Raw genomic sequence first — 12447 nt, 5'->3', positions numbered from 1 at the left:
TATGTACCCGTATTATTAATACTAATTACATCAAAGTATTAGCTACCTCTAAACTGAAGTAGCTAAATGTGTTGCCTAGGCTTTTTTAACTAATTTAGCGTAGTAAAAACCGTCACTTTCACCTGGTAACAGCTGTAAGCCTGGTATGGTTTTAGTGTCTTCGCTGTGCAAAGGAATATGCTCTGCGTCTTCATTATTAGCTAAAAACTTAGCAACTTGTTGTTGGTTTTCTTGTGGAAGCACCGAACAGGTTGCATACACCAATGTACCGCCTGGCTTTAACAATGGCCAAATGCTGTCGAGTATATCGCCTTGGAGGGTCGATAAATCGTTAATGTCGGATGCGCGACGTAACCATTTAATATCTGGGTGACGACGAATTACGCCAGTTGCAGAGCAGGGTACATCTAACAAAATACGATCAAACTGTTCTTCATCCCACCAAGTGTGAGGTTGCGATGCATCACCACATTGTAAGTCGGCGCCCAAACCTATGCGTTCTAGGTTTTGTTTAACACGTTCTAGGCGAGTGGCATCGCTATCAAGCGCAAGCACATCTGCGTCGGCAAGCTCTAAAATATGGCAGGTTTTACCACCAGGCGCTGCGCAGGCATCGAGTATTGCATCACCATTTTGTGGGTCTAGATAGCGTGCAGCAAGCTGCGCTGCCGCATCTTGTACTGAACAAGCACCGGTATCAAACTCAGGAAGTGAAAACACATCGCGTGGTTTGCTTAGTTTAATGCCATCAATAAAATCAGGGTTTAGAGTATGTTCAATATCGTTAGCGGTTAGCATTTCGCTATATTCTTGGGTGCTAAACTGCGATTGATTCACTCGCAGCCACATTGGCGCTTGCTGTTGGTTTGCTTCTAGAATGTCTTCCCAGTGATCTGGATAGGCTTCTTTTACTTGCTTTATAAACCAGTTTGGATGGTTGTATAAACATACCGGAATTTGTTTGGCTTTTTCTTCAAGCTCAACTTGCTGACGTTGAAAGCTTCGTAAAATGGCGTTAATAAGCCCTTTTAAGCCAAGAGCGCGCAATTGTTGTAACGCATTAACCGTTTCGCTAATTGCTGCATGCGGCGGTACACGCATGTGTTGTAGTTGGTAAATGCCCACATACAATAAAAACTGAAAAATACGACGTTTGCCTTTAAGCGGTTGCTCGACTAGATGCTGGCAATAATTTTCTAGGCTAGGTAAGTAACGTAATACTCCGTAGCAAATTTGCTGCAGTAAGGCTTTATCTTTAGGTGATAGGCCTTGGCTAGCGAAAGGGAGTTCTTGATTAAGCGATGCGCCTTTATCAACCACGTTATATAAAGTTTCAGCGGCTAGCGCTCTGACATTGCTTACATTACTCATTATTTTCGCCTAATACGGTGCCGGGTGTGACCCAGTCGCTACGACCGTTTAAAAAATCATTAATTGCCATTGGCTTTTTGCCTTGTGGTTGTAATTCGCCAATAGATAAAGCGTGTTTACCACAAGCCACAACGATACCGTTTTTATCACTTGTTAATACAGTGCCAGCTGCGCCTGATTGTTCAACCACGTTTGCTTGGTATATTTTTACCGTATTACCACGCATTTGGGTAAAGCATACTGGCCATGGGTTAAAGGCACGAATGTTACGCTCGATTTGCTCGGCATCCATAGACCAATCAATGTTGGCTTCGTCTTTTGAGAGCTTTTTAGCGTAATTGGCATCGGTATCGTTTTGTGGTTCAGGCGTTATTTCTCCGTTGGCTAAACGATTTATGGTATCGATTAATGCATCAGGCCCGAGTTCAGCAAGCTTAGTGTATAAGCTGGCACTGGTTTCAGTATTATCAATAGGGCAGCGGCTAATATGCAGCATATCGCCGGTATCTAGCCCTTCATCCATTTGCATTATGGTTACACCGGTTTGCTGATCGCCTGCCCAAATAGCGCGTTGAATAGGTGCGGCGCCACGCCAGCGCGGTAAAATAGAACCATGTACATTTAAACACCCTAAACGTGGGGCATCTAAAATGGCTTTAGGTAAAATTAAACCGTAGGCAACGACAATCATGATATCGGCATTGAGGCTGCTTAGCTCTTCAAGTGCGTCGTCTGTTTTGAGTGATTGCGGTTGAAAAACGGGTAGGTCATGTTCTAATGCAAGCGCTTTTACTTCACTGGCTTTTAGTTTTTTTCCGCGACCCGCTGGACGATCTGGTTGACTGTAAACGCCCACTATTTGGTGTTCACTATTTATGAGTGCTTGCAGATGGCGTGCAGCAAAGTCCGGCGTACCGGCAAATATAATGCGTAATGGTTGTGTCACTGAGTTTCCTAATTATTTACTAAGGTGCTTATTACTGCGCTGCAAACTTCGCTTCTTTTTCAAGCTTTTTACGAATGCGTTGGCGCTTTAATGGCGATAAATAATCAATAAATAATTTACCTTGAAGGTGATCAAGTTCATGCTGAATACAAATCGCTAATAATTCGTCAGCATCAAGAATAAATTCTTTACCTTCTTCGTTCAATGCAGCTACGGTAACGGTTTCTGCACGGTCAACTTTTGCATACGAATGAGGAACTGATAAACAGCCTTCTTCGCTCACGGTTGAGCCATCTTTTTTGATAATTTGCGGATTGATAAGCACGAGTGGTTCATTGCGCTCTTCTGATACGTCGATCACCACAATACGCTGGTGAATATCAACCTGTGTAGCAGCAAGCCCAATACCATTTTCATCGTACATAGTTTCTAGCATATCTTTGACAATTTCACGCACTTGATCGTCAACAACAGTTACTTCTTTTGCGATTGTACGTAAACGTTCATCTGGAAATCTTAAAACTTCTAACCTAGCCATAGTTACCTTTTACACTTATGCTTAAATTTAGGGTATTGTATGTTCTTATTTTAGCCATTCACGTTCCCCTTTAACAGGTTTTGGTTAATAATAATGAAAAAACACTATGAGGAAGCTCAATGAAATCTCCATTAATTGCAATTATACTTGTATTAGGTGCAACTTTTCCTGTGCTGGCAGATGTACTAACTATAAAAAAAGATGCACCTAAACAGTATGTTGTGAAAAAAGGTGACACGCTTTGGGATATCTCAGCTATATATCTAAACGAACCTTGGTTATGGCCTGAACTATGGCAAATGAACCCACAAATAGACAACCCTCACCTTATTTATCCGGGAGATGCGTTAGCATTAATTTACGATACAGACGGTAATCCGCGTTTAGTGATTAATAAAGCGTATCGAAAGCTATCACCTATGGGACGTATTACGCCAAAAGGGAAAGATGCGATAACAACTTTACCTCTTGCGTTAATTAAACCGTATTTGTCGTTTGAGCAAGCTATTAACAGCGATACCATAAAAGAAAAGCCCTATATTTTGGGCGCCAACGAAAATACTAAAACCCAAACTATTGACCATATTTTATATGTAAAAGGTAACTTAAAACGTCATCAGGCATATGCTATTTATCATAAAGGTGCGCCTTATACTGACCCTAATACCGGTGAAGAGCTAGCGAGTAGAGCATCTTATGTGGGTATGGCTCGTGCATTTAGAACAGGTGATGCGGCCAATGGCGAGCCTGCCTCAGTAAGAGTTGAATCAGTAAAACGTGAGATCAAACAGGGTGACTTTTTATTACCTGCAATGGAAGGGCAGATGCTGCCAGTATATTTTGAGATGCATCGTCCTGAACAACCAATGCAGGGTCAAGTGATTGCCTCTCCGCGCGAGGTGAGAGAATTTAGCACGATGGATGTAGTGGTGCTAAACTTAGGTTCAGAGCAACAAGTTAAAGTAGGTCATGTACTGGATATTGAACGTCAGTCACCTAAGGTGATTGATGGTGCCAGAGGCCCGCGTTATACCGAAGATTCAAGTCGTTTAGAAAAATTGGTATCGGCTACTAGCGAATTATTTGGCTCAGAAACCGATGAAGATAGCGTTACTTGGAAAATGCCAGCAGAGAAAGTTGGTGAAATGATTATTTTTAAAGTGTATGACAAAGTTAGTTATGCGCTGATCACTAAAAATCAGCACCCAATTCGCATTGGAGATTTGGCAGTAATTCATTAAGTAGCGAGTCGGTGTTCTAGGAGGGAACATGGAGCAATCGTTTGGCAAGCTAAGCCATTGGCTTGCCTTTTACTTATGCAAAGGGCTTGGAATAAAAACACTATTAGCCCTCTCTAAGCAGCACAGTTTAGAGTCGCTGTTTTCCTTATCGCATTCCCAGCTGGTTATGTTGGGCTTAACAGCGAGTCAAGCAAGCAATTTACTTAATACAAATTGGCAGCAAGTTGCGCATTATGAACAGCTTATTAGCCAGCAACATATTATTGTTATTAGTATTTTTGATACCACCTACCCAGAACACTTAAAACAAATAGCCAGTGCGCCATTATTACTTTTTTGTAAAGGCGATATTAGCTTACTGTCTTCTCCACAAATTGCGATTGTTGGCAGTCGAAATGCAACCACCACAGGACTTGAAATTGCTGCAGAATTTGCACATCAGCTAACGCTTGCTGGCATAACAGTAACCTCTGGTATGGCGCGTGGCATTGATGGTGCTGCCCATAAAGGAGCGCTGGCAGGAAATGGTAAAACCATTGCCGTACTAGGGACTGGGGTTGATGTTTATTACCCTAAACGCCATAAGTTACTTACAGAGCAAGTATTAACACAGGGTTTATTGGTAAGTGAGTTTTTACCGGGCACCGCGGCCAACGCGCATAACTTTCCACGACGTAATCGTATTATTTCAGGACTCTCTTTAGGCGTTTTAATTGTTGAAGCCGAAATTAAAAGTGGCTCACTGATCACCGTACGTTATGCGCTTGAACAAAATAAAGAGGTTTTTGCGGTGCCAGGCTCAATTAAAAACCCGCTGGCACAAGCAAGCCATTTTTTAATTAAGCAGGGTGCTAAGCTGGTTGAGAACGTCGCCGATATTCTTGATGAGATGAACTTTTCATACCCTTCTGGTCTAAACTATAAAGAGTTAACTGATGCTGTAACCTCAGATTGCGAGGTGCTTAACAGTATTGGTTTTGAGGTGACCAGTGTGGACGATATTATGCGTCGAGTACAGTGGCCAATTGATAAAGTACAAGCGCGATTGCTTGATTTAGAGTTAGACGATCAAATTGAACGTGTATTAGACGGCTATATTAAATTAAGCGCTGGAGGATAATATGTTTGATATTCTCATGTATTTATTTGAAAACTATGTTCACAGTGAAAGTGATGTATTTGTTGAGCAAAGCACACTTACCGATGAGTTACTTCGCGCTGGGTTTAACAAACCCGAAATTAACAAAGCCATTGACTGGTTAGATCAACTTGCCGCATTGCAATACAGCAATGAGTCGCCTTATTTATTAGCCACTCCACAACATGCAGTGCGTATTTTTACCGACAGTGAGTGCCAAGTTCTCGACACCGAGTGTCGCGGCTTTTTAATGTTTGTTGAACAAACGGGCGTTATTAATAGCACCACTCGTGAAATGGTGATGGACCGTTTAGCGGCGCTTGATAATTCAGCTATTACTTTGGAAGATTTAAAATGGTTAACTCTTATGGTGTTATTTAACGCCCCTGATTCTCAGCAGGCGTATGAGCAAATGGAAGATCTTATTTTTGATGAGCCCAGTGAAGTGTTACATTAACAGGTTCACGACTAATGATGTGAGTAATCATTATTGCGTGTTTTATTATTTTCAGCGTTAACAAACCGACTGCCATAGCTTGTATCTTTAAGGGTTTTGGGTATATTAGGCGAAAATTCACCAACCACTAGGATTTACATGAGTAAAATCGATCATTCACTTTTCTCGGCTAATAAACACGCCTTAGAAAAAGAATATGAGATATGCCCGCAATGTGGTTCAGAACTCGTCATTCGTAATAGTAAATCTGGGCCTTTTTTAGGCTGCGCTAGTTACCCTAAGTGCGATTTTATTCGCCCGCTTGCACATCATGATAGCAATGAAATCAAAATACTTGAGGACAGCGAGTGTCCAGAGTGTAGCAAGCCGCTGGTGGTGAAAAATGGCCGCTACGGTATGTTTATTGGCTGTACCGGTTATCCTGAATGTCATTATATTGCCAGTGAGCATGACGATACACCAAGTGAAGAGCCTGTGATTAGTTGCCCTAAATGTAAAAAAGGCCACTTGGTTTCACGCAGCAATAAATTTGGGAAAGTGTTTTATTCTTGCGACTGTTATCCAAGCTGTAAATATACGCTTAATCATAAACCTGTAGCTCAAGCGTGTCCTGTATGTGACTGGCCAGTTGTTACTGAGAAAAAAACCGCGAGTGGTGTTGTGTTACAATGCCCACAAAAAAGCTGTATGCATAAGTTTGCTGCCACTGAATAACGTAAATATCTCTGGAGACAATTTTGTCTGACCTTTCTTCTTTATCTGCTGCAATAACTAGCTTAGAACAAGGCGATGTTATTTTATACCCAACCGAAGCTGTTTATGGCCTTGGTTGCGATCCTGACAATCAACAGGCGGTGGAACGTTTACTTGATATTAAACAACGCCCCGTTGAAAAAGGGCTTATTTTAATTGCTGACAATTACGGGCAATTATTAAAATACGTCGATGACGCTAAGCTGCCTATGGATAAACGTGCCGATATTTTTTCAAGTTGGCCAGGCGCACTCACTTGGGTGATGCCTGCAGCTAAGTCTACCCCAAAGTGGTTAACAGGGCAGTTTGATACTATTGCAGTAAGAGTAACTAACCACCCTACAGTTAAACGTTTATGCCAAGAGTTTGGTAAACCACTGGTATCAACAAGTGCTAATTTAACCGGCCAAGCAACGGTAACAAGTATTGTTGAAGCTCAGCAGCAGTTTGCCGAGCAGGTTAGTTTTTATGTTGATGAACCATTAGGTGGTAATACGCAACCAAGTACCATTAAAGATGCCATGACAGGCAATGTATTCAGAGGTTAACGATGCAAAGCGAATTATTAAAACAAGTAAAAGCGTACTTTATGGCTTTGCAAGATACCATTTGCCAAGGCTTAGAAGCAGCTGATGGAAAAGCACAGTTTGTTGAAGACAGCTGGCAGCGAGAAGAGGGCGGCGGTGGTCGTACTCGCGTTATCACCAATGGTAATGTGATAGAGCAAGGGGGAGTTAATTACTCTCATGTATTTGGTGCCTCTATGCCGGGCTCTGCCACTGCACATAGACCTGAGCTTGCCGGGCGCAGTTTTCATGCGTGTGGTGTATCGTTAGTGATTCATCCTAAAAACCCACATATACCAACAAGCCATGCCAATGTACGCTTTTTTATTGCCGAAAAAGAAGGTGAAGAACCGATTTGGTGGTTTGGTGGTGGTTTTGATTTAACCCCGTTTTACCCTGTACTTGAAGATGTAGTGCATTGGCACCAAGTTGCGCACGATGTGTGTCAGCCATTTGGCGATGATGTTTATCCAAAATATAAAAAATGGTGTGACGAATACTTTTATTTAAAACATCGTGATGAAACCCGCGGCGTAGGCGGCTTATTTTTTGACGATTTAAATGAGTTAGGTTTTGAGCAAAGCTTTGCATTTATGCAATCGGTGGGTAATGGCTTTTTAGATGCTTACGTTCCTATTATTGAACGTCGTAAAAACGATGAGTACACCGAGCAGCAGCGCGACTTCCAATTATACCGCCGTGGTCGTTATGTTGAGTTTAATTTAGTCTGGGACCGTGGCACATTGTTTGGTTTACAAAGCGGTGGCCGTACGGAATCTATTTTAATGTCGATGCCACCTTTAGCCCGTTGGGAGTATAACTATACCCCAGCCGAAGACAGCGCAGAGGCATTACTATATAAAGATTTCTTAAAGCCTCGAGATTGGTTAGCACTGGGCTAAGAATGATATGCCAGTCAATAAGCTACTTATTGACTGGCTTTTAAAATTATTGTTTAAGTTTAAAACTGCGTACCTGCTCATCTAACGAACGAGCTAAATTGAGTAACTCTTCACTGACTTTTTGATTTTCATCGGCATCCACTAACGATTGCTCTGCATTATCACTGATACCAACAACGCTTCTGTTTATTTCTTCGGCGGCTAGATTTTGCTGCTCTGTTGCATCGGCTATTTGTATATTTAGCTCATTTATTTCATTCATTTGGCTAGAAATATCTTTTAAAGCCTGTGCAACTTGTTGTACTTGTTGCGCCCTTTCGTCTGCCTCCGCACAGGACTCACCCATGGTTTTAACTGTTTGCGCTGCTTCTGATTGCAACTTATCTATAGTACGGCGTATTTCATCGGTAGAGGCATGAGTTCGGGTTGCTAAAGTTCGTACTTCATCAGCAACAACGGCAAACCCTCGGCCTGCTTCACCTGCACGGGCAGCTTCAATGGCTGCATTAAGTGCTAATAGGTTTGTTTGCTCGGCGATACTGCTGATCACCTCAAGCACTTTACCCACTTCAAGCGTTTGCTCTTGCAGTTGTCTCACTTGATCTGCCGCTTGGCGTACATCTTCAGCTAGTTGATTTATACTGAGTTCGGTTTGCTCTGCAACCTGCATGCTTTGCTGTGCTAGCTCATTACTGTTCTCAGATTTTTCTTGAGCAAAATGAGTGGTGTTTCTTACTTCATTGGATGAGCTTTCTAGCTCATTAATTGCTGCGGCTACCGAGTCGGTGCTTTTCTTTTGCTCTAAAATAGCGCGCTCAGTAGTATCGGCAGAAGTATAAATTTTCTCTGCTGAATGAATAAGCACTTTTGAAGAGTGAGATACCTGAGCAATGTTATCTTTAAACGTAGCAATCATTTGGTTAAAACTGGTGGCAAGCCAGCCGAGTTCATCTTCGGCGTTATCTTCAATGCGTAAGGTTAAATCTTTATTAGTAGTGGCTAAGTGCATTGCATGGCCGAGCTTTTTAAGGCGCACTATAAATATTCTTCTAAACACTATACCTAGCAGCACAAAGGCAATAATAAAAATAGTAGACAGTAGGCTGGTAGTTATTAAGGTGTTGTAAGTTACCTCGCTATCAATATCGGCTAAGGAATAGCTAACTTTTACCACACCTAGTACATCGCCTTCTTGAGCTTGATGGCAGCCTAAGCAGTTTGTACCTTTGTAGTCTGTACTAGCAAACATAGGGCGAAGATAGGTCATACTGCGATTATTATTGCTTTGCTCTATAAATAAACTTTCTTTGCCTTGCAGCGCTTCGCGTTCGCTATTATTACTCGCTGTTTGGTTTTTATTGCCTGGTCCATACAGCTTATTGACTATGTCAGAGCGAATAATGTGGGCGTCTTCAATATTAGGATGTTTACGAAGCTTTTGGCTCAATAATTCTCGATTAGCCATAGTACCGGTTAGCATCATGGTGTTTATTGAATCAAAATAGTTATCGGCAAGTAGCTTGATGTTTTCTGCCACCGTATCCTGGGCGAGCGTGCGCTGCTGGCTAGCACTACTAAAAATACTGGCTATTAATACAATAACACCAGTTAGAGCTAATAAAGCATAAATTTTATGTTGGATTGATTTCACACGCGCCACGCTTTTCTAACTATTTAATAGGGTATTATCTTTATTTTAGAAAAGCGGGTTTTGACTTAGCGCAAATAATCCCCAATTAAAGAACGGGATAGATTAATGCTGATTAATCATATGACTGGCAAGCTGTGCCAGTGATTGGCGTAAACCTTCGCGTAAAACGGGGTTATCAATTTCTATGTCTAAGGTTTTATTCATGCAATACATCCACTGATCACGTAAATCTTGATCAATAGGAAATGGCATATGACGTTTGCGCAGCATTGGATGGCCATGTTTTTCTACAAATAAGTCTGGGCCACCAAGCCAACCCGATAAAAACTCAAAAAATACTTGGCGAATTCTATCTAATGGTTGAGGATGCATATCATATAACGGTTTAGCGTATTCATCGCTGGCCATTATGTCGTAGAATCTATTGGCAATTGCACGCGTGGGCGCTTCTCCGCCGATGATTTCATACGGGGTTTTCTCTGGCGTAGGCGCTTGAGTGGTTGTAGACGGCTTTGATCTTGAAAAGAGTCTTTTAATCATAGTTTTATCATCGTTAATAGGCAGTACTAAAACTGCAAAGAGGTTGTTTAAAATGGATAAATATGCGGTTTTTGGAAATCCAATCAAACATTCAAAATCTCCCAGCATACATCAGCAGTTTGCTAAGTCATTGGGAGAGCAAATCGACTATCGCGCAATATTAGCACCTATCGATGGATTTGAAAAAGCAGTCGCTACTTTTTTTGAACAAGGGGGCAAAGGCGCCAATGTCACTGTTCCTTTTAAAGAGCAGGCTTTTGCTTTAGCCGATGAACTCACCCCAGTTGCTAAACTGGCAGGCGCAGTGAACACCCTTAAAAAGCGCGATGATGGCAGTTTACTCGGTGATAACACTGATGGCACTGGTTTTGTTAACGACTTACTGACCAATAAAATAACGATAACAGGTAAACGCCTGTTGATCATTGGTGCGGGTGGCGCTGCTCGAGGAGTTATCTTACCTTTACTAGAGCAACATCCTGCAGAGATAGTTGTGGTTAATCGCACGGCACACAAAGCTCAAACATTGGCAAAGCTCTTTACTGGATACGGCAATATTTCGGGGTATGGTTTTGACGACCTTCCTGAAGTTGATTATCACTTGGTTATAAATTCAACCTCAAGTAGCATGAGTAACGAATTACCTGCGTTAAGCGAAAAGCACTTAAGCGCATGTGAAATGGCTTATGATATGTTTTACGCCAAGCAAAATACGCTATTCATGAATTGGGTCAGCGAACACAACAAAACGGTTAAGCTATTAGATGGCAGTGGCATGCTAGTAGGGCAAGCCGCCCAAGCTTATTATGTATGGCGAAATAAAATGCCTGAGATTGTTCCTGTTATTACTGCACTAAAGCAGGGAGTGCTTAAATGAATCAAGCAATACAGTTTATAGATCGACTCGAATTTAGAGAGCCAACTCATCAATTAGTTTTTTTTGCACAAGTAAATGGCATGCTAGTTGAGTGTGTGATTGCTGTCAGTAGTTTAAATTTAGCCGATGAGAGTCATGCAACGCGTTATTTTGAGCAATACCGTTTTGATTATGAAGAACGTGCCGAGCAGCTTATTGAAGATGAATGCTATAACTCGGCAGGTCAAATAGAAGTGAGTTTAGTTAGTTAAATTAACTAGCGTCTTCAGCTAAGTATTCATCTTTAAGCTGCACGTAATTATCAGCAGACATTTTTAAAAAGCTCAGCTCTTGCTCTGTTAATGGGCGAGCTTGTTTTGCTGGGCTACCTACATATAAAAAACCAGACTCTAAACGCTTATTAGGGGGCACTAAAGCACCGCCACCAATAATTACCTCATCTTCTACAATCACATTATCCATGATAATGGCGCCCATACCCACAAGTATGCGATTACCTAATACGCAGCCATGCAGCATTACCTTATGACCAACGGTTACATCATCACCAATAATAAGTGGGTAGCCGTCTGGATTATTCTTTGTTGCTCTTGATAAGTGTAAAACGCTGCCATCTTGTATATTAGTACGTTGACCAATACGAATATGGTTAACATCACCGCGGGCAGCAACTAACGGCCATACACTGCTATCATCACCTATAGTGATATCACCGACTAATACAGACGACTCGTCTACATAAACAGATTCATTAAACGCAGGAGTGATTCCTTTATAAGAACGTATTGCCATATATGCACCTTTAAATTAAACATATTAAGAGTATTAGTGTAACAGTAGCGCTTATTTTAGTGCCAGCAAAGCCTATATTGATTATAAAACTACCAGTTTCACCTGCTTTCGCTCAGATACTAACCGAACAGTGTGTTTTTTTAGTTTTTCTTTAAAAAAGTACTTGCGTAAAAATCTGTTCTCCCTATAATGCGACCCCACTGAGACGGGGAACGCCAACGCATAGCGAGGCAGGAGCTACTCAGAGAGTTAAATAAAACTTAAGTTTAAATCATCGTAAGAAAGTTTAAAATTAAGTGTTGACTCGAAAAATAAAGGATGTATTATACGCATCCCTAGCGACAACGTCGCAACGTTCTTTAACAATATAAAGCAATCATCTGTGTGGGCACTCGTACAGATTGAGTTCTAACAGCCAAGCTACTTAGGTAGTGAGGCAAACAAATTTAGAGTCTCAATTGAAACTGAGTGACCAACAGCAATAACTACTTAGGTAGGAATTGCAGCACAGTCAATTCAATATCGAAAGATATTAAATAAATTCAGAATTCATTGAGCTGTCGAAATGACAAAAAACTTTTTAATTGAAGAGTTTGATCATGGCTCAGATTGAACGCTGGCGGCAGGCCTAACACATGCTATTCGAGCGGGAAGCGAGAGGAGCGTGGGACTTTG

Annotated in this window: 14 protein-coding genes; 8 read left to right on the top strand and 6 right to left on the bottom strand. The window is 41.5% G+C overall.

Going from position 1 to position 12447, the window contains the following annotated elements:
- Window positions 1-75: 75 nt before the first annotated feature.
- The 3 genes from rsmB to def are packed head-to-tail and all read right to left on the bottom strand — an operon-like array spanning window position 76 to window position 2855.
- A complete protein-coding gene (gene rsmB, locus CWC14_RS10455) occupies window positions 76-1371 on the bottom strand; it encodes a 16S rRNA (cytosine(967)-C(5))-methyltransferase RsmB (RefSeq protein ID WP_138562798.1) in 1296 nt (431 codons plus the stop codon).
- Window positions 1364-2317, bottom strand: coding sequence for a methionyl-tRNA formyltransferase (gene fmt, locus CWC14_RS10450; RefSeq protein WP_138562796.1), 954 nt, complete (start codon window positions 2315-2317; stop codon window positions 1364-1366). The genes rsmB and fmt overlap by 8 nt, the downstream gene beginning before the upstream one ends.
- Before the next feature lie 31 nt (window positions 2318-2348).
- Entirely contained in the window at window positions 2349-2855 is a 507-nt protein-coding gene (gene def, locus CWC14_RS10445) for a peptide deformylase (protein WP_013463665.1), read from the bottom strand.
- Window positions 2856-2974: 119 nt separating this feature from the next.
- Between def and CWC14_RS10440 the strand changes: the two genes are divergently transcribed.
- From CWC14_RS10440 to hemF, 6 genes are all read left to right on the top strand, one after another.
- Window positions 2975-4096, top strand: a complete 1122-nt coding sequence (locus tag CWC14_RS10440) for a LysM peptidoglycan-binding domain-containing protein (protein ID WP_138562794.1) — start codon at window positions 2975-2977, stop codon at window positions 4094-4096.
- A 28-nt stretch (window positions 4097-4124) separates the two neighbouring features.
- A complete protein-coding gene (gene dprA, locus CWC14_RS10435; protein WP_076922772.1) occupies window positions 4125-5216 on the top strand; it encodes a DNA-processing protein DprA in 1092 nt (363 codons plus the stop codon).
- Window position 5217: 1 nt separating this feature from the next.
- The gene (locus CWC14_RS10430) at window positions 5218-5691 is read left to right on the top strand and encodes a DUF494 family protein (RefSeq protein WP_076922773.1); all 474 of its coding nucleotides are present in this window, start codon (window positions 5218-5220) and stop codon (window positions 5689-5691) included.
- A 138-nt stretch (window positions 5692-5829) separates the two neighbouring features.
- Window positions 5830-6405 carry a DNA topoisomerase family protein gene (locus CWC14_RS10425; protein WP_013463670.1) on the top strand — a complete coding sequence of 192 codons (576 nt, stop codon included), beginning with the start codon at window positions 5830-5832 and terminating at the stop codon, window positions 6403-6405.
- Window positions 6406-6428: 23 nt separating this feature from the next.
- Entirely contained in the window at window positions 6429-6992 is a 564-nt protein-coding gene (gene tsaC, locus CWC14_RS10420) for an L-threonylcarbamoyladenylate synthase type 1 TsaC (RefSeq protein ID WP_138562792.1), read from the top strand.
- Between the two features lie 2 nt (window positions 6993-6994).
- Window positions 6995-7912 (top strand): oxygen-dependent coproporphyrinogen oxidase, encoded by a 918-nt coding sequence (gene hemF, locus CWC14_RS10415; RefSeq protein ID WP_010392766.1) that lies wholly within the window; start codon window positions 6995-6997, stop codon window positions 7910-7912.
- A 46-nt stretch (window positions 7913-7958) separates the two neighbouring features.
- On the opposite strand, the gene CWC14_RS10410 is transcribed toward hemF, so the two are convergent.
- On the bottom strand, window positions 7959-9563 hold the full coding sequence (locus CWC14_RS10410; protein ID WP_138562790.1) for a methyl-accepting chemotaxis protein: 1605 nt from the start codon (window positions 9561-9563) through the stop codon (window positions 7959-7961).
- 102 nt (window positions 9564-9665) lie between these two features.
- Window positions 9666-10103 carry a group II truncated hemoglobin gene (locus tag CWC14_RS10405; protein ID WP_013463674.1) on the bottom strand — a complete coding sequence of 146 codons (438 nt, stop codon included), beginning with the start codon at window positions 10101-10103 and terminating at the stop codon, window positions 9666-9668.
- Between the two features lie 52 nt (window positions 10104-10155).
- Here CWC14_RS10405 and aroE point away from each other — a divergent pair, with 52 nt between their 5' ends.
- A complete protein-coding gene (gene aroE / locus CWC14_RS10400; RefSeq protein ID WP_138562788.1) occupies window positions 10156-10980 on the top strand; it encodes a shikimate dehydrogenase in 825 nt (274 codons plus the stop codon).
- Window positions 10977-11231, top strand: a complete 255-nt coding sequence (locus CWC14_RS10395; protein WP_008467093.1) for a DUF1488 family protein — start codon at window positions 10977-10979, stop codon at window positions 11229-11231. The genes aroE and CWC14_RS10395 overlap by 4 nt, the downstream gene beginning before the upstream one ends.
- A 1-nt stretch (window position 11232) precedes the next feature.
- On the opposite strand, the gene CWC14_RS10390 is transcribed toward CWC14_RS10395, so the two are convergent.
- Window positions 11233-11772: a gamma carbonic anhydrase family protein gene (locus CWC14_RS10390; RefSeq protein WP_008112903.1), complete on the bottom strand. Its 540-nt coding sequence runs from the start codon at window positions 11770-11772 to the stop codon at window positions 11233-11235.
- Window positions 11773-12447 lie beyond the last annotated feature (675 nt).

This window comes from Pseudoalteromonas sp. S3260 (assembly GCF_005886925.1).
GTDB classification, from domain to species: domain Bacteria; phylum Pseudomonadota; class Gammaproteobacteria; order Enterobacterales; family Alteromonadaceae; genus Pseudoalteromonas; species Pseudoalteromonas tetraodonis.
The sequence above is the reverse complement of the archived record's forward strand: the minus strand, read 5'-3'. Positions and strand labels throughout refer to the sequence as shown.

Coding starts and splice junctions, on each gene's coding strand:
- CWC14_RS10390 (WP_008112903.1), bottom strand. CDS start 11,772: ATGGCAATACGTTCTTATAAAGGAATCACTCCTGCGTTTAATGAATCT.
- CWC14_RS10395 (WP_008467093.1), top strand. CDS start 10,977: ATGAATCAAGCAATACAGTTTATAGATCGACTCGAATTTAGAGAGCCA.
- rsmB (WP_138562798.1), bottom strand. CDS start 1,371: ATGAGTAATGTAAGCAATGTCAGAGCGCTAGCCGCTGAAACTTTATAT.
- CWC14_RS10405 (WP_013463674.1), bottom strand. CDS start 10,103: ATGATTAAAAGACTCTTTTCAAGATCAAAGCCGTCTACAACCACTCAA.
- CWC14_RS10430 (WP_076922773.1), top strand. CDS start 5,218: ATGTTTGATATTCTCATGTATTTATTTGAAAACTATGTTCACAGTGAA.
- hemF (WP_010392766.1), top strand. CDS start 6,995: ATGCAAAGCGAATTATTAAAACAAGTAAAAGCGTACTTTATGGCTTTG.
- dprA (WP_076922772.1), top strand. CDS start 4,125: ATGGAGCAATCGTTTGGCAAGCTAAGCCATTGGCTTGCCTTTTACTTA.
- def (WP_013463665.1), bottom strand. CDS start 2,855: ATGGCTAGGTTAGAAGTTTTAAGATTTCCAGATGAACGTTTACGTACA.
- aroE (WP_138562788.1), top strand. CDS start 10,156: ATGGATAAATATGCGGTTTTTGGAAATCCAATCAAACATTCAAAATCT.
- CWC14_RS10440 (WP_138562794.1), top strand. CDS start 2,975: ATGAAATCTCCATTAATTGCAATTATACTTGTATTAGGTGCAACTTTT.
- CWC14_RS10425 (WP_013463670.1), top strand. CDS start 5,830: ATGAGTAAAATCGATCATTCACTTTTCTCGGCTAATAAACACGCCTTA.